General features: G+C 71.6%; 25 protein-coding genes. 11 read left to right on the top strand and 14 right to left on the bottom strand.

What is annotated here, in order from left to right; all coding sequences use genetic code 11:
• Positions 1–33 precede the first annotated feature (33 nt).
• Positions 34–1,272, bottom strand: a complete 1,239-nt coding sequence (locus tag ACIOHP_RS19550; RefSeq protein ID WP_401888936.1) for an exo-beta-N-acetylmuramidase NamZ domain-containing protein — start codon at positions 1,270–1,272, stop codon at positions 34–36.
• 184 nt (positions 1,273–1,456) lie between these two features.
• Between ACIOHP_RS19550 and ACIOHP_RS19545 the strand changes: the two genes are divergently transcribed.
• The 4 genes from ACIOHP_RS19545 (at position 1,457) to ACIOHP_RS19530 (ending at position 4,855) form a co-directional block, all read left to right on the top strand.
• On the top strand, positions 1,457–2,230 hold the full coding sequence (locus ACIOHP_RS19545; RefSeq protein ID WP_401888934.1) for an SDR family oxidoreductase: 774 nt from the start codon (positions 1,457–1,459) through the stop codon (positions 2,228–2,230).
• Complete coding sequence (locus ACIOHP_RS19540; protein WP_401888931.1) at positions 2,227–3,894, top strand: class I adenylate-forming enzyme family protein; 1,668 nt, start codon at positions 2,227–2,229, stop codon at positions 3,892–3,894. The genes ACIOHP_RS19545 and ACIOHP_RS19540 overlap by 4 nt, the downstream gene beginning before the upstream one ends.
• 26 nt (positions 3,895–3,920) lie before the next feature.
• A complete protein-coding gene (locus tag ACIOHP_RS19535; protein ID WP_365408887.1) occupies positions 3,921–4,514 on the top strand; it encodes a TetR/AcrR family transcriptional regulator in 594 nt (197 codons plus the stop codon).
• Positions 4,515–4,579: 65 nt separating this feature from the next.
• Positions 4,580–4,855, top strand: coding sequence for a hypothetical protein (locus ACIOHP_RS19530; RefSeq protein WP_401888928.1), 276 nt, complete (start codon positions 4,580–4,582; stop codon positions 4,853–4,855).
• Between the two features lie 80 nt (positions 4,856–4,935).
• Here ACIOHP_RS19530 and ACIOHP_RS19525 read toward each other — a convergent pair whose 3' ends face one another.
• The 3 genes from ACIOHP_RS19525 to ACIOHP_RS19515 all read right to left on the bottom strand — a co-directional run bounded on the left by ACIOHP_RS19525 (position 4,936) and on the right by ACIOHP_RS19515 (position 7,677).
• The gene (locus ACIOHP_RS19525) at positions 4,936–6,150 is read right to left on the bottom strand and encodes an acyl-CoA dehydrogenase (protein ID WP_361486816.1); all 1,215 of its coding nucleotides are present in this window, start codon (positions 6,148–6,150) and stop codon (positions 4,936–4,938) included.
• A gap of 6 nt (positions 6,151–6,156) precedes the next feature.
• Positions 6,157–7,179, bottom strand: a complete 1,023-nt coding sequence (locus ACIOHP_RS19520) for a phosphotransferase family protein (protein WP_401888925.1) — start codon at positions 7,177–7,179, stop codon at positions 6,157–6,159.
• 201 nt (positions 7,180–7,380) lie between these two features.
• The gene (locus ACIOHP_RS19515) at positions 7,381–7,677 is read right to left on the bottom strand and encodes a hypothetical protein (protein WP_361549002.1); all 297 of its coding nucleotides are present in this window, start codon (positions 7,675–7,677) and stop codon (positions 7,381–7,383) included.
• A 112-nt stretch (positions 7,678–7,789) separates the two neighbouring features.
• Between ACIOHP_RS19515 and ACIOHP_RS19510 the strand changes: the two genes are divergently transcribed.
• Entirely contained in the window at positions 7,790–8,752 is a 963-nt protein-coding gene (locus ACIOHP_RS19510; RefSeq protein WP_401888922.1) for an NADP-dependent oxidoreductase, read from the top strand.
• Between the two features lie 6 nt (positions 8,753–8,758).
• Here ACIOHP_RS19510 and ACIOHP_RS19505 read toward each other — a convergent pair whose 3' ends face one another.
• The 4 genes from ACIOHP_RS19505 to ACIOHP_RS19490 all read right to left on the bottom strand — a co-directional run bounded on the left by ACIOHP_RS19505 (position 8,759) and on the right by ACIOHP_RS19490 (position 11,038).
• Entirely contained in the window at positions 8,759–9,082 is a 324-nt protein-coding gene (locus ACIOHP_RS19505) for a DUF202 domain-containing protein (protein ID WP_401888919.1), read from the bottom strand.
• Complete coding sequence (locus tag ACIOHP_RS19500; protein WP_046256647.1) at positions 9,079–9,471, bottom strand: YidH family protein; 393 nt, start codon at positions 9,469–9,471, stop codon at positions 9,079–9,081. The genes ACIOHP_RS19505 and ACIOHP_RS19500 overlap by 4 nt, the downstream gene beginning before the upstream one ends.
• Before the next feature lie 32 nt (positions 9,472–9,503).
• Positions 9,504–10,019: an NUDIX hydrolase gene (locus ACIOHP_RS19495; RefSeq protein WP_401888917.1), complete on the bottom strand. Its 516-nt coding sequence runs from the start codon at positions 10,017–10,019 to the stop codon at positions 9,504–9,506.
• Between the two features lie 122 nt (positions 10,020–10,141).
• Complete coding sequence (locus ACIOHP_RS19490) at positions 10,142–11,038, bottom strand: DMT family transporter (RefSeq protein WP_361549012.1); 897 nt, start codon at positions 11,036–11,038, stop codon at positions 10,142–10,144.
• A gap of 357 nt (positions 11,039–11,395) precedes the next feature.
• Between ACIOHP_RS19490 and ACIOHP_RS19485 the strand changes: the two genes are divergently transcribed.
• From ACIOHP_RS19485 to ACIOHP_RS19465, 5 genes are all read left to right on the top strand, one after another.
• On the top strand, positions 11,396–12,346 hold the full coding sequence (locus tag ACIOHP_RS19485; protein WP_361549014.1) for a hypothetical protein: 951 nt from the start codon (positions 11,396–11,398) through the stop codon (positions 12,344–12,346).
• Positions 12,347–12,377: 31 nt separating this feature from the next.
• On the top strand, positions 12,378–13,907 hold the full coding sequence (locus ACIOHP_RS19480) for an APC family permease (RefSeq protein ID WP_361549016.1): 1,530 nt from the start codon (positions 12,378–12,380) through the stop codon (positions 13,905–13,907).
• 74 nt (positions 13,908–13,981) lie between these two features.
• Positions 13,982–14,707 (top strand): molybdopterin-dependent oxidoreductase, encoded by a 726-nt coding sequence (locus tag ACIOHP_RS19475; RefSeq protein WP_361549018.1) that lies wholly within the window; start codon positions 13,982–13,984, stop codon positions 14,705–14,707.
• The gene (locus ACIOHP_RS19470; protein WP_401888913.1) at positions 14,691–15,311 is read left to right on the top strand and encodes a cytochrome b/b6 domain-containing protein; all 621 of its coding nucleotides are present in this window, start codon (positions 14,691–14,693) and stop codon (positions 15,309–15,311) included. The genes ACIOHP_RS19475 and ACIOHP_RS19470 overlap by 17 nt, the downstream gene beginning before the upstream one ends.
• A gap of 240 nt (positions 15,312–15,551) precedes the next feature.
• Positions 15,552–15,983, top strand: coding sequence for a hypothetical protein (locus tag ACIOHP_RS19465; RefSeq protein WP_401888910.1), 432 nt, complete (start codon positions 15,552–15,554; stop codon positions 15,981–15,983).
• Positions 15,984–16,557: 574 nt separating this feature from the next.
• Here ACIOHP_RS19465 and ACIOHP_RS19460 read toward each other — a convergent pair.
• Genes ACIOHP_RS19460 through ACIOHP_RS19445 form a run of 4 tightly spaced genes read right to left on the bottom strand, consistent with a single transcriptional unit; the run spans position 16,558 to position 20,321 of the window.
• Complete coding sequence (locus ACIOHP_RS19460) at positions 16,558–17,586, bottom strand: L-idonate 5-dehydrogenase (protein ID WP_401888907.1); 1,029 nt, start codon at positions 17,584–17,586, stop codon at positions 16,558–16,560.
• A complete protein-coding gene (locus ACIOHP_RS19455; RefSeq protein WP_267016329.1) occupies positions 17,586–18,347 on the bottom strand; it encodes a glucose 1-dehydrogenase in 762 nt (253 codons plus the stop codon). The genes ACIOHP_RS19460 and ACIOHP_RS19455 overlap by 1 nt, the downstream gene beginning before the upstream one ends.
• A gap of 18 nt (positions 18,348–18,365) precedes the next feature.
• Positions 18,366–19,763: a GntP family permease gene (locus ACIOHP_RS19450; RefSeq protein WP_401888904.1), complete on the bottom strand. Its 1,398-nt coding sequence runs from the start codon at positions 19,761–19,763 to the stop codon at positions 18,366–18,368.
• 51 nt (positions 19,764–19,814) lie between these two features.
• Positions 19,815–20,321 carry a gluconokinase gene (locus tag ACIOHP_RS19445; RefSeq protein WP_361549028.1) on the bottom strand — a complete coding sequence of 169 codons (507 nt, stop codon included), beginning with the start codon at positions 20,319–20,321 and terminating at the stop codon, positions 19,815–19,817.
• Between the two features lie 148 nt (positions 20,322–20,469).
• On the opposite strand from ACIOHP_RS19445, the gene ACIOHP_RS19440 reads away from it, so the two are divergent.
• Positions 20,470–21,171 (top strand): FadR/GntR family transcriptional regulator, encoded by a 702-nt coding sequence (locus ACIOHP_RS19440; protein ID WP_361549030.1) that lies wholly within the window; start codon positions 20,470–20,472, stop codon positions 21,169–21,171.
• 25 nt (positions 21,172–21,196) lie between these two features.
• Here the strand turns inward: ACIOHP_RS19440 and ACIOHP_RS19435 are convergent, their stop codons facing one another.
• Together ACIOHP_RS19435 and ACIOHP_RS19430 are read right to left on the bottom strand one after the other, a co-directional pair.
• Entirely contained in the window at positions 21,197–21,580 is a 384-nt protein-coding gene (locus tag ACIOHP_RS19435; protein WP_401888900.1) for a YchJ family protein, read from the bottom strand.
• A 10-nt stretch (positions 21,581–21,590) separates the two neighbouring features.
• Positions 21,591–22,934: a M1 family metallopeptidase gene (locus ACIOHP_RS19430; protein WP_361549114.1), complete on the bottom strand. Its 1,344-nt coding sequence runs from the start codon at positions 22,932–22,934 to the stop codon at positions 21,591–21,593.
• Between the last annotated feature and the right edge of the window lie 70 nt (positions 22,935–23,004).

Here is a 23,004-nt window from a genome sequence, read left to right as displayed (position 1 = left end):
TTGGCCATAGTCAACGGCTCAACCGTCGGGGGATCATCTGTACAGGAGGTACTCCCTGCGGGTCGCCCGGAACGCCGCCAGTTCCTCCTGCCAGCCCGCCACGACCTCGTCGGGCCCGGCCCCCGCGTCGATCGCGGTACGCACCTGGGTGGAGCCCGTCAGCTTGTCGATCCAGTTGTCGGACCGCCAGGCGAAACCGCTCCACACCCGTTTCGCGGTCACCAGCAGGGCGATTCCGGTGCGCACGGGGTCGTAGACCGCCCGGTCGTGCACATGGATCTGCAGACCGCCGATGGTCCTGCCCTGGAACTTGGAGAACGTCGGCGCGAAGTACGCCTCCCGGAAGTGCACGCCCGGCAGCGCGAGTTCGCCCACGGCCGCGGCCCAGCGTCCGTCCACGCCCTCCGCGCCGAGCAGTTCGAAGGGCCGGGTGGTGCCGCGCCCCTCCGACAGGTTCGTGCCCTCGAAGAGACACGTCCCCGAGTACACCAACGCGGTGTCCGGGGTGGGCATGTTGGGGCTCGGCGGCACCCAGGGCAGTCCGGACGTGTCGTAGAACTCCGACCGCTTCCACCCGGTCATCAGGACGGTCTCCAGGGCCACCGGCGCGGTGAGGAACTCCCCGTTGAACAGCCGCGCCAGCTCCGCGACGGTCATGCCGTGCGCCTGGGAGACGGGCTGTCGACCCACGAAGGTGGCGAACTCCTTGTGCAGGACGGGGCCTTGGGCCGCGCGCCCGGTCACCGGGTTCGGCCGGTCCAGCACCACGAACCGCTTGCCCGCCAGCTGGGCGGCCTCCATGCAGTCGTACAGCGTCCAGATGTAGGTGTAGAAGCGGGCGCCCACGTCCTGGATGTCGAAGACGACGGTGTCGACGCCGGAGGCGGTGAAGATGTCGGCCAGGGGCCGGCCGCTCTTGAGGTACGTGTCGTACACGGGCAGTCCGGTCGCCGGGTCGTCGTAGCGGCCCTCGGATCCTCCTGCCTGGGCGGTGCCCCGGAAGCCGTGCTCGGGGCCGAAGACGGCGATCAGGTTCACACGGTCGTCGGCGTGCATGACGTCGACGATGTGGCGGGCGTCCCGGGTGATGCCGGTGGGGTTGGTGACGATGCCGACGCGTTGGCCGTCGAGCTGGGCGTAGCCGTTTGCGAGCAGTCGTTCGAAACCGGTGTGCAGACGCTTGGGATGTCGGGCCGCGGAGGCCGGGGGTGCGCTGGAGAATGCTGTTGCTGCCGTGGTCGCTGCGAGGAGAGCTCGTCTGGATAGGCGCATGGGGGGCACGGTATTGCTCTCGCAGGTTGTGTGGAAGGTACCGGTGCGTCGTGGCTTGTCGCGCCCACGCGGCGGAGCCGCACATCGATACAGCCCCGCCCCTGGGTGGGTGCGGTCACCCTTCCTTAATGACATACCGACTGGTTAGTCTGGCGATGCAGTCGAGCCGCGTCGAAGGAGACCGATGGTGGAAACCGTGCAAGGTGCTGGTGTCGTCGTCACGGGGGCCGGAGGGGGTATCGGGGCCGCCCTTGCCCGGCGGTTCGCCGCCGAGGGGGCCCGCGTCGTCGTCAATGACCTGGACGGTGATCGCGCCAAGGCCGTCGCCGAGGAGATCGGCGGAATCGCCCTGCCCGGCGACGCGTCCGCCGTCGTGGGCGAGGCCCGCGCCGCGCTCGGCGGCACCGTCGACGTCTACTGCGCCAACGCCGGCGTCGCCTTCGGCGGCCCCGACGTGGACGACCTCGCGGACGCCAGGGCCTGGGACCTGTCCTGGGACGTCAACGTCATGGCACACGTGCGTGCCGCTCACGAACTGCTCCCCGCCTGGCTGGAGCGGGGCAGCGGGCGGTTCGTGTCCACCGTGTCCGCCGCCGGGCTGCTCACCATGATCGGGGCGGCGCCCTACAGCGTCACCAAGCACGGGGCGTACGCCTTCGCCGAGTACCTGTCGCTGACCTACCGCCACCGGGGGATCAAGGTCCACGCCATCTGTCCGCAGGGCGTGCGCACGGACATGCTCTCGGCCACCGGCAGCGCGGGCGACCTGGTGCTCAAGCCGACGGCCGTGGAGCCCGAGGACGTCGCGGAGGCTCTCTTCAAGGGCATCGCCGAGGACCGCTTCCTGATCCTGCCGCACCCCGAGGTCGCCGAGTACTACCGGGTCCGGGCCGCCGACCCCGACCGCTGGCTGGGCAACATGAACCACCTCCAGCAGAAGTGGGAGGAGGCCCGGTGACCGAGTCCCTCTACGCCGCCCAGCCCTGGGTCGCCCTGCTCAACGAGGCCCAGCGTGCTCCCATGGCGCCCGACGACTCCCTCGTGCACGCCCTGCGCAGGGTCGTCGCCGAGGCGCCGGACCGCACGTTCCTCGCCTACTTCGACGGCCGCCTCACCTACCGCGAGATCGACGAGCTCAGCGACTCCGTCGCCGGGCACCTCGCCGCGCGCGGCCTGGAGCGCGGCGACCGGGTGGCGATCCTGCTGCAGAACTCCCCGCACTTCGTCATCGCCCTGCTGGGCGCGTGGAAGGCGGGCGCGACCGTCGTGCCCGTCAACCCCATGTACAAGTCGGGGGAGGTCACCCATGTCCTGCGGGACGGCGAGGTGGCCGCGCTGATCTGCTCCGACCGGGCCTGGGAGTCGTATCTGCGCGAGACGGCGGCGGACTCGCCGGTGAGGATCGTGCTGACCGGCTGCGAGCTGGACTTCCAGACCCGCGACGACGCGCGCGTGCTGGCCTTCGAGCGGCTGCCGCAGGCCGCCGACGCCGACGACCTGGCCGCCGTGGCCCGCGCGGGCCACAGGGCGCCCGAGGGCCGTGACCCGGACCCGTCCGGCATCGCGCTGATCAGCTACACCTCGGGTACCAGCGGGGCCCCCAAGGGCGCCACCAACACGCACGGCAACATCATGTGCAACGCCGAGCGGCAGCGCACGGGCCTGGCCCTGCCGGACGCGCCCGTGTACTACGCGCTGGCGCCGCTGTTCCACATCACCGGGATGGTGTGCCAGCTCGGTGCCTGTCTCAACAGCGCGGGCACGCTGGTGCTGACGTACCGCTTCGAGGCGGGGGTCGTGCTGGAGGCGTTCGCCGAGCACCGGCCGCACTACACGGTCGGCCCGTCGACGGCCTTCATGGCGCTCGCCGCCCACCCGGACGTCACCCGCGAGCACTTCTCCTCCTTCGTCAACATCTCCTCCGGCGGTGCCCCGCTGCCGCCCGCCCTGGTGGAGAAGTTCCGGGCGGGCTTCGGGCCGTACATCCGCAACGGCTACGGGCTCACCGAGTGCACCGCGCCCTGCGCCTCCGTGCCGCCCCAGCTGGAGGCGCCCGTCGACCCGGTGTCCGGGACGCTGGCCGTGGGCCTGCCGGGGCCCCAGACGGTCGTACGGATCGTCGACGACCGGGGCGCCGAGGTGCCCTTCGGCGAGCAGGGCGAGATCCTCGTGCGCGGCCCGCAGGTCGTGCCCGGCTACTGGCGCCGCCCCGAGGCCACCGCCGAGACCTTCCCGGACGGCGAGCTGCGCACCGGCGACATCGGCTTCATGGACGAGCAGGGCTGGCTCTACGTCGTCGACCGCAAGAAGGACATGATCAACGCGTCCGGCTTCAAGGTGTGGCCGCGCGAGGTCGAGGACGTGCTCTACACCCACCCGGCGGTGCGCGAGGCGGCCGTCGTCGGGGTGCCCGACGGGTATCGCGGTGAGACCGTCAAGGCGTACATCAGCCTGCGTCCGGGCGCCGACACGGACCCGGATGAACTCGCGGTGTACTGCAAGGAGAGACTGGCCGCCTACAAATACCCGAGGCAGGTGGAGATCCTGCCCGACCTGCCGAAGACGGCGAGTGGGAAGATCCTCCGGCGGGAACTGCGTTCCCGCAGGCAGAACGAGCAGTAGCGAACGGAAAAGCAGGAGGCGGCACAGTGCCAAGGACGACCGACGGAGACGGAACGCCCGTCCCGCAGCGGCTGCTGGCCGCCGCCACCCGGCTCTTCGCCGAGCGGGGCTACGACCGCACCTCCGTGCAGGAGATCGTCGAGGCGGCAGGCGTCACCAAGGGGGCGCTCTACCACTACTTCGGCTCGAAGGACGACCTCCTGCACGAGGTGTACGCGCGCGTGCTGCGCGTCCAGCAGGAGCGCCTCGACGCCTTCGCGAGCTCCGACGAGCCGATCGAGAAGCGGCTGCGCGGTGCCGCCGCGGACGTCGTCGTCACGACGATCGAGAACCTCGACGACGCGATGATCTTCTTCCGCTCCATGCACCATCTGAGCCCGGAGAAGAACAAGCAGGTGCGCGCCGAGCGCCGGCGCTACCACGAGCGGTTCCGCGCGCTCGTCGAGGAAGGGCAGGAGGCGGGCGTCTTCTCGAAGGCGACCCCGGCCGACCTGGTGGTGGACTACCACTTCGGCTCGGTCCACCACCTGTCGACCTGGTACCGCCCCGACGGCCCGATGAGCTCGCAGGAGGTCGCCGACCATCTGGCCGACCTGCTGTTGAGAGCCCTGCGCCCCTGACGCCGCTCCAGGCCTCCTGAGAGGGGCCCAGCCCGGCCTCCCTGGCCCAGGCCACCACCCTCTCGGTGACCGAGCCGCACATCTACAAGCGCTGGGACGCCCTGGGCGGCGCCGACGACCCGCTGGGCTGCCCGACCACCCGCACCAAGGACGTGTACCTGAACAACGTCTACGCCGGAAAGCGCCGGTACTTCGCCTACGGCACCGTCACCTGGTCGGTCTCCCGACAGGGGCGGAACATGGTCCTGGCCGCGTGGCAGGACGGCGGCTACGCCTACTTCAACCGGGGCACGACGAGCCCGTCCTGTTCGGCCACTCCTGCCGCCAGGGCTGGACGCTGAGCGCGACCGCGCAGCCCGGCTGACCATCACCTCGGGGAGCGGGCCGGCGGGGCGTGCACACCCCGTCGGCCCCTCGCCGTTCACAGGTACTTCTTCAGCTCCCGCCGCGCCAGCGACCGCTGGTGCACCTCGTCCGGCCCGTCGGCGATCATCAGCGTCCGGGCACCGGCGTACAGCTCGGCCAGCGGGAAGTCCTGGCTGACGCCGCCCGCGCCGTGCAGCTGGATCGCGCGGTCGATGATGTCGACCACCGCACGCGGCGTGGCGATCTTGATGGACTGGATCTCCGTGTGGGCGCCCCGGTTGCCGACGGTGTCCATCAGCCAGGCCGTCTTCAGCACGAGGAGCCGCAGCTGCTCGACGGTCACGCGCGCGTCGGCGATCCAGTTGTGCACCACGCCCTGCTGGGCCAGCGCCTTGCCGAAGGCCGCACGGGACACCGCCCGGCGGCACATCAGCTCGATCGCCCGCTCCGCCATGCCGATCAGCCGCATGCAGTGGTGGATCCGTCCCGGACCGAGGCGGGCCTGGGCGATGGCGAAGCCGCCGCCCTCCTCGCCGATCAGGTTCGACGCCGGCACGCGCGCGTGGTCGAAGACCACCTCGGCGTGGCCGCCGTGGGAGTGGTCCTCGTAGCCGAAGACCTGCATCGCCCGCTTCACCGTGACGCCCGGGGTGTCACGGGGGACCAGGATCATCGACTGCTGGCGGCGGATGTCCTCGCCGTCCGGGTCCGTCTTGCCCATCACGATGAAGATCTTGCAGTCCGGGTTCATCGCCCCGGAGATGTACCACTTGCGGCCCGTGACGACGTACTCGTCGCCCTCCCGCTCGATGTACGTGGTGATGTTGGTGGCGTCCGAGGAGGCCACCTCCGGCTCGGTCATCGCGAACGCCGAGCGGATCTCACCGGCAAGGAGCGGCTCCAGCCACTGCTTCTTCTGCTGCTCGTCACCGAACTGGGTGAGCACCTCCATGTTGCCGGTGTCCGGCGCCGCGCAGTTCAGCGCGGTCGGCGCGAGCTGCGGGGAGCGGCCGGTGATCTCGGCGAGCGGCGCGTACTGCAGGTTGGTCAGCCCGGCACCGTACTCGGAGTCGGGCAGGAAGAGGTTCCACAGGCCCTGCCTGCGCGCCTCGGCCTTCAACTCCTCCACCACGGCCGGGGTGTCCCACGGAGAGGCCAGCCGCGCGCGCTGCTCCTCGGCGACGGCCTCGGCGGGGTAGACGTGCTCGTCCATGAAGGCGAGCAGCTTGGCGCGCAGTTCCTCGGTGCGTGCGTCGAACGCGAAGTCCATGGCGGATCAGCCTTCCTGAAGGGTGGTCAGGCCGTGCGAGATGAAGACGGGGACGAGGTCGCCGATGCGGTCGAAGCCGTGGCCGACCGTCTGGCCCAGGGTGTAGCGGTAGTGGATGCCCTCGAGGATCACGGCGAGCTTGAACCAGGCGAACGCCGTGTACCAGGACACCTTGGAGACATCGCGACCCGACCTGGCCGCGTACCGCTCGATCAACTCGGCCGGATCCGGGTGCCCGGGGGCCGCGGCGGTGGTGGAGACGGGGGAGTCGGGCATGTCGAGCGGCATGCTGTACATGACCAGCAGACCGAGGTCGGTGAGCGGGTCGCCGAGGGTCGACATCTCCCAGTCGAGGATCGCCTTGATGCTGTCGTCGTCACCGATCAGCACGTTGTCGAGCCGGTAGTCGCCGTGGATCACGGTCGCCTCGGGGGACGTCGGCAGCTGCCGGCCGAGCGCCGCGTGCAGCTCGTCGATGCCGGCCAGCTCACGGTTGCGGGAGGCGTCCAGCTGCTTGCCCCAACGGCGCAGCTGACGGTCCAGGAAGCCCTCGGGGCGCCCGAAGTCCGCGAGACCCACCTCGGCAGGGTCCACCGCGTGCAGTTCGACGAGCGTGTCCACCAGGGACAGCACCGCGCCCCGGGTGCGCTCCGGGCCGAGCGGGACCAGCTGGTCGGCGGTGCGGTACGGAGTGCCCTCGACGAACTCCATGACGTAGAACGGCGACCCGAGCACCTCCTCGTCCTCGCACAGCAGCACGGGCCGCGGCACCGGGACGTTCGTGGGATGCAGCGCGCTGATCACCCGGTGCTCGCGCTTCATGTCGTGCGCGGTGGCCAGGACATGACCGAGCGGAGGCCGTCGTACGACCCACTTCGACGTACCGTCGGAGAGCGCGTAGGTGAGGTTCGACCGTCCGCCCTCGATCAGCCGGCCGGTCAGGGGGCCGTGGACCAGTCCGGGCCGCACGCGGTCGAGCAGGCCGCGCAGCCGGTCGAGGTCGAGTCCGGGCGGATGGTCGGGGCTCATGCATCGCTCCTACGGCAGACGAACGGTTCCCGACTCATGATGCCGACCGGTCGGTATGTCGTCCAGTGTGTAGTGCGAACGTGATCTGAGCCACCCTAGGGCGTCACCCTAGGCCGACAGCTCCCCGCGCGGTGCGCCGGGGAGCTGTCGGGGATGCTTCTCGGTCAGGCGATGTCAGGTCGCGGACCGGTCAGTGCCGGGTCAGTGGTCGTCCCAGTGGCCCTCGTGGCGGGCGTGCCGGTGACCGTCGTGCACATAGTCGACGTGGTCGCCGTGCAGCACGCTCTCGTGGCCGCAGTCGTCCCCGTGCGTGTGCTCGTGACCGTCATGGGTGACATGCCCGCCCGGCTCGCACTCGTCCCAGTGGCCGCCGTGCTCACGGTGCAGATGCCCGCCGTGCGCGTAGTCGACGTGGTCCCCGTGCGGCACCTCGGTGTGCCCGCAGTCGGGGCCGTGGGCGTGCGCGTGGGAGGCGTGTTCCTGGTGGAGGGTGGTCATGCTGCTCACCTTCGGAGATGTTGCCGATGCCGTCGGAAAGGCTGCCACGCGAACGCCGCATATCCGGGCATCCCGCTTGCGTGGCGTCCGAGTACCCCGGAGGGTCGGTGCCATGAAAGGCATCAGCTACTCACGCTACGGCGGACCCGAGGTGCTCGCATACGGGGAGGTGCGCGACCCCAAGGTCGGGGTCGACGCGGTGCTGGTCAAGGTCCGGGCGGCGGCGGTCAACCCGGTCGACTGGCATGCCCGCGAAGGGCACCTCGACCCGATCCTCGACCCCGTCTTCCCGGTGGTCCCCGGCTGGGACGTCTCCGGGGTCGTGGTCGGACTCGGCGTGTCCGTCACGGAGTTCGCGGTCGGCGACGAGGTCATCGGATACGTCCGTGAGGACTTCCTGTCCCGGGGCACCTTCGCCGAGTACGTGGCCGCCCCCGTCCGCACCCTCGCCCGCAAGCCCCGCAGCCTCTCCTTCGAGGAGGCGGCCGGCCTGCCGCTGGTGGGGCTCACCGCCTACCAGGTGCTGGTGAAGGCGCTCCAGGTCAAGCGCGGCGAGACGGTCCTGGTGCACGCGGCGGCGGGGGGTGTGGGCTCCGTCGCCGTACAGCTGGCCCGCCATTTCGGTGCCCGGGTCATCGGTACGGCGAGCGAGCGCAACCACGACTTCGTCCGCGGTCTCGGCGGTGAGCCCGTCGAGTACGGCGAGGGCCTGGCCGAGCGGGTGCGCGGGCTGGCTCCCGAGGGCGTGGACGCGGTGTTCGACACGATCGGCGGCGAGACCCTGACGGTCTCGGCGAACCTGCTGGCCCCCGAGGGCCGCCTGGTGTCCATCGCGGACGGGGAGGTGGTCGGCTACGGCGGCCGCTACTACTGGGTGCGCCCGGATGCCGAGGACCTCCGGCGGCTGTCCGAACTCGCGGATCAGGGCGTGGTGTCGGTGCATGTGTCGCGGACGTTCCCGCTGGAGCGGGCGGCGGAGGCGCAGCGGCTGAATCAGGAGGGGCGGACCCGGGGGAAGATCGTGGTGACGGTGGACTGGGAGGCCGAGGGGGAGGGTGCGGGCGAGACGGGCTAGCGGGAGCTAGAACACCAGAGCGGCCCCGCACGCGGCCATCGCCACGGTGCACAGGACCGCCGCCATGACATGGCGCGGGGCGATCGCGGAGGGGGCGTCGGCGGCGGCGAGGGCGCGGATACGGCGGTGCGCGAGCAGCAGGAAACCCAGCCAGAGCATGCAGGCCAGGGCGCAGGCGACGACGCCGGAGGCGGACGGGCCGCCGTGCAGCGCGGTCTTGACGGCGAGTACGGCGGCGACGGTGCCGGAGAGGGTCGTCCGGCGCCAGGCGAGCCGGGTGCGCTCGGGCTGGAGTCCGGGGTCCCGTTCCTCGGTGGCCGGGGTGCTCATCCCTCCCACCCGACGAGCACGACGAAGACCATCGCGACGGCGACGACCGCCACGACGACGCTCAGCACCGCCGGGAACCGCGACACGGGCAGATCCTCGCCCCGGCGCATCGCCCGCTCGCACCGCATCCAGTGATTGACCGCGCGCAACGAGCACAGCACCCCGGCCCCGAGCAGCGCGAGCGCCAGCCCGACCCGCCAGCCCCAGCGCAGATCCGGCAGGAACTGGTCCACCGCGAACCCGCCGCCGATGAGCGCGAGCGCGGTCCGCAGCCAGGCCAGAAAGGTGCGCTCATTGGCGAGCGAGAACCGGTAGTCGGGCGTCCTGCCGTCCTCCCGGATCGCCTCGGGCGCGAACCAGAGCCGGACGTTCCGTGCAAAATCGATCACGCCCTGGACCCTACCGGGCCGTCCGGCCGGGATCAGCCGGCCGCCCGGTGGGCCCGCAGCCGCTCGTACGCGTCCAGACCGTCCGGCACCCACTCCCACTGCGACAGCCGCCGCTCCACCTCGTCCTCGGGCAGGAAGTCGTGCCAGGCGACCTCCTCGGCCTGCGGATTCACCGGCAGATCGCAGCGCACCTCGTACACCGCCGACCACCAGGTCCGCCCGGCGCCGTCGTCGTACAGGAACTTGAAGAGGAACTCGGGGGAGGGGAGGCCGGAGACGCCCAGTTCCTCCTCCGCCTCCCGCAGCGCCGCGTCGTCGTAGGTCTCGCCCGCGCCGACCACTCCACCGACCCACATGTCGTACAGGGAGGGGAAGACCAGCTTGGTCGGGGTGCGGCGGTGGACGAAGAGGCGGCCCGCGGCGTCCCGGACCTGGATGAAGGCGCAGCGGTGCCGCAGACCCCGGGCGTACGCCGCACCGCGGGGGGACTGCCCGACGACCTGGTCGTTCTCGTCGACGATGTCGAGGATCTCGTCAGCGGAGCTCATGGGGTCCATCCAAGCAGGCCTGTCAGCGGGTCTCGGGGCCGGTCCCGGCAGGCCGACCGCAACGCCCCGAGGGGCGCGGGGGCTCGACGCAGGAGTGACCGACCCCGGCCTTCCCGGCGCCGTCAGTTCGGCTGGAGATCCCGCGCCCGCACCGGTCGCTCCGCCGTTCCGCACGGCATCGCCGGATGCAGCCCCAGCAGCACGATCCCGGCCACGACCGCGGCCAGCCCCGCCGCCTCCCACGCGAGCGCCCCCGTGTCGGTGCGCAGTCGGTCGCCCAGGAAGCCCACGCCGCAGATGATCCCGGCGAGGGGCTGGGCGGCGGTGAGGGCGGGGAGGGACATTCGCAGGGACGCCGTCTCGAAGGCGCTCTGGACCAGCACCAGGCCGGTCACGCCGAGCGCCAGCACCGCGTACGGCTGCCAGCCGGTGAGGACGTGCACGAGGCCGCCCTCGGAGAACCGCTCGCCGCTCACCCGCGTCAGCGCGTCCTGCACGCCGTACAGCAGTCCGGCCGCCACCGCGAGCAGCGCCGGTCCCGCGACCAGCCGGGAGCGCTTCGCGTACGTCGTCAGCAGCAGCGCGAGACCGATCATCGCGCCGATGATCAGCCAGTGCCGGAACGGGTCCGTGACCGCCGTACCGCCGCGCGGTTCGCCCGCCACGATGAACGCCGTCACGCCGCCGGCGAGGAGCAGCAGGCCCGCCCAGCCCTGGCGGCCCAGGGACTGCTTGGTCTGGTGGCGCGAGAGAGCCATCGCGAACAGCAGGTTCGTCGCCAGCAGGGGCTCCACCAGGGAGATCTCGCCCTGGCCCAGGGCGATGGCGCCGAGGACCATGCCGGCCACCATCAGGGCGATACCGCCGAGCCAGCGGGGGACCTTGACCAGGTCCAGGAGGAGGCGGGGCGAGAGGAAGTCGTTCAGAGGTGCCCGCTGAGCCACGTTCTGCTGGAGGACGAAACCGAAGCCCAGGCAGCAGGCGGCGCTCACGGCGAGAACCAGAACAAGAACCGACACGCTGCGTACCTCGATCACTGGGCCGGGCTACGGGGACGGGTCAGGGGCCGACTTTAGCGCCCTCGGGCCCGGCTTGCTCCCCGCAGTACCCGGAACCGGGCAGTTGACTCGGTCACCCCGTAGGACCTTCCCGCCATGGTGCGGGGGCGGGGCCCAGGGCGCCATGGCGTACGCCACACATGGGCCCGGCGACCTGCCGTTCGTGATCACAACTGCCCCTCCGGTCACAACAGTTGAACCGTGTAACACCCGTCCCAGCCTTGACGAGAAGCATTGGCTGCGGGTTTGCTGTCCGTGACCATCTGCCCACGCAACGAACTACGACGTCGAGCAACGTCGCGTGAGGAAGTCTCCGCGGTGTCTCCACCCCCACCACCACTGGGCCGCAGCCGAAGACGGGCGGCCCAGGCCTTCGACGCCGCCCTCGACGACGCCGAACTCGTCTCCGCCCGCGCCGCGTTGGCCCAGGGTCGCTGGCAGGCCGCCCGCTCCCTGATCGCCCAGTCCGGCGACGAGTGGGACCTGCGCGGCCACCGGGTGACCGTCCTCGCCCTGGAGCCGTACAGCGCCGCCTGGACCCGCGACTGGCTGCTCGCCGAACCCGAGTCCGCCGACGCCTCCGTCCTGCTGGCCCTCGCCCAGGTCCAGCGCGCCCTGCGCGGCAAGGAGAAGCCGGACCGCGCCCGCGAGGCCTGCCGGACCGCCGCCGAGCGCGCCCCCGCCGACCCCACCCCCTGGCTGGGCCTGCTCATGCTGGAACAGGGCACGGCCGGTGCCGGGAGCGCCGTGCGGATCTTCGAGGAGGTCCGCCGCCGCTACGCCGACCACCACCACGCCCACCATCTGATGGTCGCCCGGCTCGCCGAGCACCGCGCCGACGCCGGCCCGGACCCGCTGCACGAGGTCTACGACTTCGCCAACTGGGCCGCCGAACAGGCCCCCGCCGACTCCCCGCTCGCGATCCTCCCGGTCATCGCCCACGCCGAGCGCTACCGCGTCCTCGCCGGCGCCGGCCACGAGTCCCCCGACCCGGCCGCCTCCGGCCACTGGGTCGGCCGCCGGGCCCGCCAGGTGATGAAGGCCGCCTTCGACTGGTGGCTGGAGTGGGAGCACGAGGGCCACCCCCGCCGCCTCGTCGACCTCAACTTCCTCGCCCACGCCAAGGTCTGCGAGGGCCGGGGCGCCGAGGCCGCCGCCCTGTTCCACCGCATCGGCGAGCACCCCACCCCCGCCCCGTGGGCGTACCCCGACCGCGAACCCGCCTCAGCCTTCCGTGCCGCCCGCGACAGCGCGCTCGGCACGGTGTGACGCCCCCCTTCCCGAAAAGGACGGTCTCCCCGTGACAACGGACAGCTCGAGTACGAAAAGAACCGACGGCATCAGCACCTTCAAGGGCCAGGAGCGGGCCCTGCGCGCCGACCGCCTGGGTACCGGGGGCCTGCTGCTCTCCGTGCTCGCGGCGACCGCGCCCCTCATGGTGGTCGCGGGTGTCATGCCCACCACATTCGCGGTGATGGGCATCGTCGGACAGCCCCTGCTCTTCGTTCTCCTCGGTGTGATCCTCGTCCTGTTCGGCATCGGCTACGCCGAGATGAGCCGCCACGTCCACAACGCCGGCGCCTTCTACGCGTACATCTCCCGCGGCCTCGGCGGCACGGCCGGGGCCAGCGCGGCCCTGGTCGCCCTGGTCGCCTACAACGCCCTCCAGGTCGGCATCTACGGCATCTTCGGCTTCGAGGTCTCCGGCCTCTTCGCCACCTACGCCGAGGTGGAGGTCGCCTGGTGGATACCGGCCCTGGTGGCCGCACTCGCCGTCGGCGCGCTGGGCTGGCTGAAGATCGACGTCAACGCGAAGGTGCTCGGCGTCCTGCTGGTCATCGAGGTGGCCCTCGTCGTCATCTTCGACATCGCCGCCGTCGCCGACCCCGGCAAGGAGGGCCTGTCCCTGCACGCCTTCAACCCGGACACCCTCACCGGCGCGGGCGTCGGCACCGCCCTGTGCTTCTGCATCGCGGCCTTCCTCGGCTTCGAGCAGGCACCCGTCTACGCCGAGGAGACCAGCCGCCCGCACGTCCTGGTGCCCCGCGTGATGTTCCTGGCCGTCGGCGGGGTCGCCGTCTTCTTCGCGGTCAGCAGCTGGGCCCTCACCGTCGCCACCGGGCCCTCCGCGATCGTCGGCGAGTCGCAGAAGCAGAGCGCCGGACTGCTGTTCAACCTCACCGAGTCCCGCCTCGGCGGCACCTTCACCGACGTCCTGCACATCCTGTTCGTGACCGGCATGTTCGCCGCCATGCTCAGCTTCCACAACGTCGTCGCCCGCTACGCCTTCGCCATGGGCCGCGAGGGCCTGCTCCCCGCCGCCTTCGGCCGCACCACCGGCACCAGCGGTGCCCCCGGAACCGGGTCGCTGCTCCAGACGGCCGTCTCGGTGGTGATCGTCGCCGCCTTCGCGTTCGCCGACGACAAGCCGACCGGCGACCCCACCGAACCCGTCCTGCACCTGTTCACCTGGGGCGGCAACATCGGCGCCCTCGGGGTGATCCTGCTGATGGCGGCGGCCTCCTTCTCGGTCGTCGTCTTCTTCGTCCGCCGCGGCGCCGCCGGCACCCAGGCCTGGCGCCTGGCCACCTCCGCGGTCGCCGGCATCGCCCTGCTCGTCATCGCCGGCTACACCGTCAAGGACTTCGACGTCCTGGTCGGCGCCGGACCGGACTCCTCCCTGAGCTGGCTCCTGCCCGGCATCATCGGCCTCGCCCTGGTCGTCGGCCTGGCCCAGGGACTGTTCCTGCGCGCCCGCTCCCCCGAGGCCCACGCCCGCATCGGTCTGGGCAACGAGGCGTTCCAGCTGGACAAGGCGGCCTCTTCGTAAGAAGTGGTTACGGAAGTCTGACGGGCACCCGCGAACCCTGGTCCGCCAGGGCCCGCGGGTGTTCGAATGGTCAGGTGAACACCGGACAACCCGAGGAACAGGGCAGGCCCATCGGCCGCCGTGTCCTCCTCGGCACCCTCGGCCTGGGCGCCCTCGGCGTGGTCGCCGCGCCCACCCTGCAACGCGGCCTGGAGTCCTTCCTGGGCAGCGCGGCCGACAAGGACCCCACCGGCCTCACGGGCCTGCTCCCCAACGGCGGCGGCTTCCGCTACTACTCGGTCACCTCCTCCGTCCCCCACAAGAACGCCTCGACCTACCGCCTCAAGATCGACGGCCTCGTCGACCGCCCGGCCACCTACACCCTGTCCGACCTGCGGGCGATGCCCCAGACCCGGATGGTCAAGGACGTCCAGTGCGTCACCGGCTGGCGGGTCCCGGGCACCCCCTTCGAGGGCGTACGCCTCTCCCGGCTGCTCGACGCCGCCGGAGTACGGGCCAAGGCCACCGCGATCCGCTTCAGCTGCTTCGACGGCACCTACACCGAGAGCCTCACCCTCGACCAGGCCCGCCGCGCGGACGTCCTGGTCGCCCTGCGCATGCAGGACAAGGACCTCGGACACAGCCACGGCGGCCCGGTCCGCCTCTACGTCGCACCCATGTACTTCTACAAGTCCGCCAAGTGGCTCTCCGGCATCACCGTCACCGAGGACGTGGAGCCCGGCTACTGGGAGAAGCGCGGCTACGACGTCGACGCCTGGGTCGGCAAGTCGAACGGACGGGACGATGACCCTACGAGCTGAAGCCCCGCCGGAGACGCGCGTACGCCGCTTCGGCCGTTCCCAGCGCTGGGTGCACCGCACGACCGCGGCCCTGATGGGGGTCTGCGTGCTCACCGCCGCCTGTCTCTACATTCCCCAGCTCGCCGAGCTCGTCGGCCGCCGTGAGCTGGTCGTCCGCATCCACGAGTGGTCCGGCCTCGCCCTGCCGGTCCCCGTCCTGGCCAGCCTCGTCTCCCGGCACTTCCGCACCGACCTGCGCTTCCTGAACCGCTTCGGCCCGCACGACCGGATCTGGCTGCGTGCCGCCCTGCGCCGCGACAAGCGGCCCTCGGCCCGTCCGGCGGGCAAGTTCAACGCCGGGCAGAAGATCTACGCCTCCTGGATCGCCGGCGCGACGCTGGTGATGCTCGGCACCGGTCTGCTGATGTGGTTCACCCACCTCACCCCGATCCAGTGGCGCACCAGCGCGACCTTCGTCCACGACTGGCTGGCCCTGACCGTCGGTATCGTCCTCGCCGGCCACATCGGGATGGCGCTGGGGGACCCGGAGGCGCGGCGCGGCCTGCGGACGGGGACGGTGAGCCGGGAGTGGGCCGAGCGGGAACACTCCCTGTGGCGCCACTGACGTGGTGGGCGTCCCCGGCTCGGACGCCGTGGGCGCGGGCGCCACGACGGTGAACGCGTCCCGCGCCCGCACCTCGACACCCCCGAACCGGACGGCCACGTCCACGGCCCTCGGAAGGCCCTCCACCACCGGCACCACCGCGTTCAGCACCAGATGGTCACCCGCCTCGGAGGCGAGGACCGGCGGCCCGTCCAGCTCCCGGCCGTCGATGAACACCCGCCCGTTCCGCAGCAGTTCGGCATGGTCGAAGTACGTTCCGGCCAGCTCGACGCCGACGGTCTCCCCGGGCCGCGCCTGACCGTCGTCGCCCGGGTCGACCCCGGCGATCGCGTACGCGCACGCGGGCGGGCCACCGGAGGTGGCCGCGAGCCGTACGGTGGCGGCGGGATGCCGCCGGTGGAAGTCGAGCAGCCCGCCCAGCACGGTGTACCCGGCCCGTCCCTTGCAGGTGTCGGACTTCCCCGCGAGCGCGGCGAAGTCCCGCGACGCCGTCTCCCAGCTGCCGCCCTTGCCCTGTACGGCGAGACAGGCGGAGGCGAGCCCGCGCAGCAACCGCCACTCGTCGTCCGCCGGCTTCCCGGGGACGGCATCGAGGGCGGTCCGGCACTCGGTGGGGGCGCGGAGTCCGTCGTAGACGCTGGACGGGTCCGGTACGCCGTCGGCGTTCGGTGAGCCCGGACCCGGCGGCAGCCACGCGGGGATGTCGAGGGGGCTCTTGCTCGCGGAGGGAGCGGGAGTGGGTGCCGGGGTGGGCGAGGCGTCCGGGCTCCGCAGCGGCGCGGGAGTCGTGGTGGGGCTGTTCACGTGCCCGTCGGGCCTGGGCCGCGCCGGGACGACGGGGGAGGGGGAGCCGGTACGCCCCGCCGGCGCACGGCCCGAGGGACCGACCGTGACGATCGTTCCCCCGCCGTCGCCTCTGTCCGACGTGTCACTCCCGTCACCGGTGAAGGCCGCGGCGGCCACCGCCACCGTTCCGACGACGAGCAGCCCCGAGATACGCACCCCGAGGGAAACCGCCATGACGCCCCCCGACACGGTCGCCCCTGGGATGCCGTTCCCAGGGGCCTCCCATCATCGGGCCGACCGCGCCGACAGGGAAGCCGAAGAAGGGCGAAGCCGGGTGCAGGATCTTGCGAGCCGGTGAACCGCCGGTTCCGTTTACGCACCGGCGACCACAGGCGGCCCGGGAGCCCGGCACGACGCCGGGGAGCGGCCGGCCCGGTTCCGCTGCCGGCGGCGGACCGGGTCAGCCCGCGAAGTCCAGCAGCACCTTGCAGGACACGTTCCGGTCCGCGGCCAGCGCGAACGCCGACTCCGCCTCCCGGACCGGGACCACCGCGCTGACCAGACCGTCGAACGACGGCTCGGCCGCGAGCAGTTCCAGCGCCGCGTCGAACTCCCCGTCGAAACGGAACGCCCCCCGCAGCTCGATCTCCCGGCTCACGACCAGATTTCCGGCGAACGGCGACTGCCCCGGCGGCAGCATCCCGAGCTGGACGACCACACCCCCGCGCCGCACCAGCCGCAGACAGGTCTCCAGCCCGGCCGCGACCCCGGACGCCTCGACGGCCACGTCCACCTCGGACGGCCACCCGGCATCATCCGGATCGTCGGCCCGTACGACGGTGTCGGCGCCGGCGGTCTCCGCGTACCGCAGAGCCGCGGGCAGCAGATCCGTCACCGTCACCCGGGCCGCGCCGGCCGCCTTCGCCGCCGCGACCACCAGACAGCCGATGGGCCCGGCCCCGGTGACGAGCACATGCTTCCCCGCGACCGCCCCGGCCCGCCGCACCGCGTGCAGCGCGACGGACAGGGGCTCGGCGAGAGCCGCCCGGCGAAGGTCCAGCCCGTCCGGGAGCGGCCTCAACTGCTCTGCGGGCACCACCACTTGGGCCGCGAACCCGCCCTGGACGTGCGGAAAGCGGGCCGCGCTGCCGAGGTAGCGGGTGTCGCGGCAGACGTTGCGCCGACCGTCGGCACACTCCGGGCACACCCCGCAGGGAGTGGCGGGGTGCACCGCGACAGCCGTACCGGGAACCGGACCTGACGCTCCGGCACCGTACGAGAGGACCGTCCCGACCACCTCGTGGCCGAGCAGCATCGGCTCCCGCAGCCGGAAGTCCCCGACCCCGCCGTGCCGCCAGTAGTGGAGGTCGGAGCCGCAGACCCCGCCGTAGCGGACCGCGACCAGGGCCTGCCCCGGACCGGGCGAGGGTGCCGCCAACTCCTCGACCCGCAGATCGCCCTGCCCATGGATCACACAACCGAGAGTCATCACAGCACGCTTGTCATTCCGCCGTCGACGTACAGGATCTGCCCGCTGACGAAGTCCGCGGCGGGAGAGGCGAGGAAGAGCACCCCGCCCACCAGGTCCTGCGTACGGCCCCAGCGGCCGGCCGGGGTGCGGCGACGCACCCAGGAGCTGAACTCCTCGTCCTCGACGAGGGCTTGGGTCAGCTCGGTCTCGATGTAGCCGGGGCCGAGACCGTTGACCTGGACGCCCTGCGGACCCCAGTCGGCGCACATGCCCTTGGTGAGCATCTTCAGCGCGCCCTTGGTGGCCGCGTAGGGCGCGATGCCGGGGCGGGCCACCTCGCTCTGCAGCGAGCAGATGTTGACGATCTTGCCGTGGCCGCGTGCCGTCATCCGCCGGGCCGCTTCCCGGCCGACCAGGAACGCGCTGGTCAGGTTGGTGTCCAGGATGCGGTGCCAGTCGGAGTCGGTGAACTCCAGGAGCGGGGCGCGCAGTTGCATGCCCGCGTTGTTGACCAGGATGTCGAGCGGGCCGACCCGTTCCTCGACGTCCGCGATCCCGGCGGCCACCGAGGCGCCGTCGGTCACGTCGAACACGGCCGTGTGGACGCGGTCGCCGGGCAGTTCGGCGGCGGCCTTGGTGAGCCGCTCGCCGTCCCGCCCGTTGAGGACGACCGTGCAGCCGGCCTCCGCGAGACCCCGGGCCAGGGCGAGTCCGATGCCCCGGCTGGAGCCCGTGACCAGGGCGGTCCGGCCGCTGATGTCGAACAGAGGGTGACTCATCGTCGTACTCCCGTATCCCTAGATGATCAGCGAGAGCAGCAGGACGAGACCACCGGCGACCACCGAGATGATCGTCTCCATGACGGACCAGGTCTTGATGGTCTGGCCGACGGTCAGGCCGAAGTACTCCTTGACCAGCCAGAACCCGGCGTCGTTGACATGGCTGAAGAAGAGCGAGCCGGCGCCGATGGCGAGGACCAGCAGAGCCGCGTGGGTCGTCGACATGTCGGCGGCCAGCGGAGCCACGAGCCCCGCGGCCGACACGGTCGCCACCGTCGCCGAACCCGTCGCGAGCCGGATGGCCACCGCGATCAGCCAGGCCAGCAGCAGCGCCGGGATCGACCAGTCCTCGGAGATGTCCAGGATCATGGCGCCCACGCCGGTGTCGATCAGCGTCTGCTTGAAGCCGCCGCCCGCGCCGACGATCAGGAGGATGCCGGCGATGGGCGCGAGGCCCTTCTCGACCAGCGGCGTGAGGCGCTCCTTGCCGAACCCGGCGGGCCGCAGCAGCGTGAAGATGCCGAGGAGCACCGAGGCGAGCAGGGCGATCAGCGGCGAACCGATGACGTCGAAGACCCGCTGCGTGGTGTTCTCGGGGTCGTCGATGACGATGTCGACGAGCGCCTTGGAGAGCATCAGGATGACCGGCAGCAGGATCGTGACCAGCGTGGCGCCGAAACCGGGACGCTTCTCGAGGTCCTCGGACGGGCGCTGCGGGATCATCTTGTCCGGCGCCGGGACGTCCACCCAGCGGGCCGCGTACCGGGAGAACACCGGACCGGCGATGATCACCGTAGGGATCGCGACGAGCACGCCGAGCGCCAGCGTGACACCCAGGTCGGCCCCGATCGCGTCGATCGCGACCAGCGGGCCGGGGTGCGGCGGGACCAGGCCGTGCATCACGGACAGACCCGCGAGGGCCGGGATGCCGATGCGCATCAGCGAGTAGTTGCCGCGCTTGGCGACCATCAGCACGACCGGGATCAGCAGCACGACGCCGACCTCGAAGAACAGCGGCAGACCGATCACCGAGGCGATCAGCACCATCGCCCACGGCATCGAGCGGCCGCCCGCCTTGGCGAGGATGGTGTCGACGATCTGGTCGGCGCCGCCGGAGTCGGCGAGCATCTTGCCGAGGATCGCGCCGAGCGCGATCAGCACGCCCACGCCGGCGACGGTGGTGCCGAGACCGCCGGTGAAGCTGGCGATGACCTTGTCGAGCGGCGCTCCGGCGAACGCGCCCAGCGCCAGCGAGCCGATGGTCAGCGACAGGAACGCGTGGAGCTTGAACTTCGTGATGAGCACAACGATGACGGCGATGCCCGCCAGGACTGCGATGCCCAGCTGAGCGTGACCGGCCGAGGTGATGGGCTCGACCGGGTCCGCTGCCAGCAACTCGACGCTGAGTCTGGTCACGGGGGTTCCCTTGCAGGTACGGGGATGGGGGAGGGGGTCTTGCGCGGGGGGTTACGGGAGTTCGGTCAGGGCCTTCGCGGCCCGGCCGGTGATCTCCTCGGGGCTGCCGGTGACGTCCACCACGACTCCCGCCTCGTCCTCCTGCAGCGGCTGGAGGGTCGAGAACTGGGAGTCGAGCAGCGCGGTCGGCATGAAGTGCCCCTGCCGATGGGACATGCGGTCCTCGATGAGGGCGCGATCGCCCGCGAGGTGCACGAAGACGAGCCCGGGAGCGGCGGCGCGCAGCCGGTCGCGGTACGAGCGCTTCAGCGCCGAGCAGCTGACCACCCCGCCGAGTCCCGCCCGGCCGTCCGCCCAGTCGCCGATGGCGTCCAGCCAGGGCCACCGGTCCTCGTCGGTGAGCGGGGTGCCGGCCGTCATCTTGGCGATGTTGGCCGGCGGGTGGAAGTCGTCGCCCTCGGCGTAGGGGACGCCGAGACGGGCGGCGAGCAGCGGACCGATGGTGGTCTTGCCGGTGCCCGCGACGCCCATCACCACGACGACATGGGGGGTGTTCATCGCTGCCTCACTGTCTGCTGTCTTCATCGACACGTGGACGCCCTCGGGCGTCGACGCAACTGAAACGCATTAGGTACGACAAATTCAAGAGTCTGTGATGAATAAGTCTGACTTTTTGAGTCCGTGACCTGACGCGTACGCTGAGTGCATGAGCACATCGGGCCGGGGGCTGCACGGCCAAGTACTGGAATCCCTCGGCCCCGCGATCACCGCGGGCGAGTACCCGCCGGGCAGCGTTCTGCGCACGGACGAACTGGCCCAGCAGTTCGATGTGTCCCGCTCGGTGATGCGGGAGGCGGTCCGCGTCCTGGAGTCCATGCACCTGGTCGAGTCCCGCCGCCGCGTGGGCGTCACGGTCCGTCCGAAGGCGCAGTGGAACGTCTACGACCCGCAGGTCATCCGCTGGCGCCTGGCCGGTTCCGACCGCCCCCGGCAGCTGCGGTCACTGACGGTCCTGCGCTCCGCGCTCGAACCGGTCGCGGCGGGCCTTGCGGCGAAGAACGCCACGGCGGAGCAGTGCGCCGAACTCACCGAGTGCGCGCTGGGCATGGTCGCCCACTCACGGGGCCACCAGCTCGAGGGCTATCTGATCCACGACGTGGCCTTCCATCGCGTGATCCTCAACGCCTCCGGCAACGAGATGTTCGCCCGCCTCGGGGACGTCGTCGCCGAGGTCCTCGCCGGCCGCACCCATCACGAGGTCATGTTCGAGGACCCCGACCCGGCCGCCGTCACCCTGCACGTCCAGGTCGCCGAGGCGGTCCGCGCGGGCGACGCGGTCCGCGCGGAGACCCTGACCCGGGAGATCACGGTGGGGGCGCTTCAGGAGCTGGACATCCTCGCACCGTGACCGGGGGGAGACGGACGCGCGGACATCACTCCAGGAAGTCCCCGTCCACGTAGACCCACGCCCCGTCCACCCGCTCGAACCGGCTCCGCTCATGCAGCGATCCGCCCCGGAACGAGGCCCGGAAGGTCACCGTCCCCACGGAGTGGAACGCGGAGCCGTCACCGGTGCCCAGGATCTCCAGACCGGTCCACCGCATGCCCGCGTCGAAGTCGAGGCTCGCCGGCCGCGTCCGCGGATGCCAGCTCCGCAGCAGATAGGCGGCGTCCTGCTGGACGAAGGCGCAGTACCGGGACCGCATGAGCGCCTCGGCTGTCGGCGCGGCGGCGGCGCCGGAGTGATAGCGGCCGCAGCACTTGGCGTAGGGCTCGGGCAGGCCGCAGGGGCAGGTACGCGTGCTCATGGCCGTCATTCTCCCGGAACTAGCCGGCCGCCCGTGTCTCCGGCAGGGGCACCGACGGCAGCGCCGTCCCGTACACCCACGCCTGGAACACCTCGTCCAGCGGCTCGGCCGAGAAGCGCGAGGCGTGCGCGGTGAACGTCGTCGTGGTCACGGCCCCGCTCCGGTGCAGCCCCGCCCACCCCCGCAGCATGCGGAAGAAGGCCACGTCGCCCATCGCGCACCGCACCGCGTGCACGGTCAGCCCGCCCCGTTCGTAGAGCCGGTCGTCGAACATCGACTTGCGGCCCGGATCGGCCAGCTTCAGATCCTGCGGGAGCCCCGACAGCAACCGATGCGCGGCGGCGGCGAGTTGCTGGGCCGTCCGTCCGCCCGACCGCTCCGACCACAGCCACTCGGCGTACTTCGCGAACCCCTCGTTCAGCCAGATGTGCCGCCAGTCCGCGATGGACACGCTGTTGCCGAACCACTGGTGGGCCAGCTCGTGCGCGACCAGCCGCTCCGAACCCCGCGCCCCGTCCACGTGGTTGGCGCCGAACAGCGACAACCCCTGTGCCTCGACGGGGACATCGAGCTCCTCCTCCGTCACCACGACCGCGTACTCGTCGAAGGGGTAGGGGCCGAACAGCTCCTGGAACAGGTCCATCATCTGCGGCTGCCGCGCGAAGTCCCTGGAGAACTGCGGGAGCAGATGCGACGGAATGTGCCCGTGCTGCGGCACCCCGCCCAGCCCGGGGTCGCCCAGCAGCACCGTCTGGTACTTGCCGATCGACAGCCCCACCAGATAGCTGGACGTCGGCGCCGACTGCTCGTACACCCAGGTCGTCGTGGAGGCCTTCGTGGTACGGGTCAGCAGCCGCCCGCCCGCCACCACCGAGTACGCCGACGGCGTCGTGATCGAGATCTGGTACGACGCCTTGTCCGCGGGCCGGTCGTTGCACGGGTACCAGGACGGCGCCCCGACCGGCTGGCTCGCCACCAGCGCCCCGTCCTCCAGCTCCTCCCAGCCCAGGCCGCCCCACGGGCTGTTCACCGGCTTGGGATTGCCCGCCCACTGCACCTCGACCGTGAACGCGGCCCCGGGCCGGACCGGCTTCGCGGGCCGGATCCGCAGCTTGCCGCCACGGTGCGTGTAGTGCGGCTGCCGGCCGTCCACCCGCACCCGGCCGACCTTGAAGTCGGCCAGGTTCAGGAAGAACTCGCCCAGCGGCGACCGTCCCGCTATGGCGTTGATCCGGGCCGTGCCCGACAGCCGGTTCGGGCCCGGGCGGTAGTCCAGCGCGAGCTCGTACCGGTGCACCCGGTACCGCCCGTCACCGTTCTCCGGGAAATACGGGTCCGAACCCGCCGCCTGCTGAACCGCCACCGCTGTGTCTACTCCCTGTGCCATGCCACCACTCCGCTCGGGTGCACCGCTCTCCCGTGCCGAGTGGCCG

Source organism: Streptomyces sp. NPDC087859 (assembly GCF_044742595.1).
Taxonomy (GTDB): Bacteria; Actinomycetota; Actinomycetes; order Streptomycetales; family Streptomycetaceae; genus Streptomyces; species Streptomyces canus_F.
The sequence above is the reverse complement of the archived record's forward strand: the minus strand, read 5'-3'. Positions and strand labels throughout refer to the sequence as shown.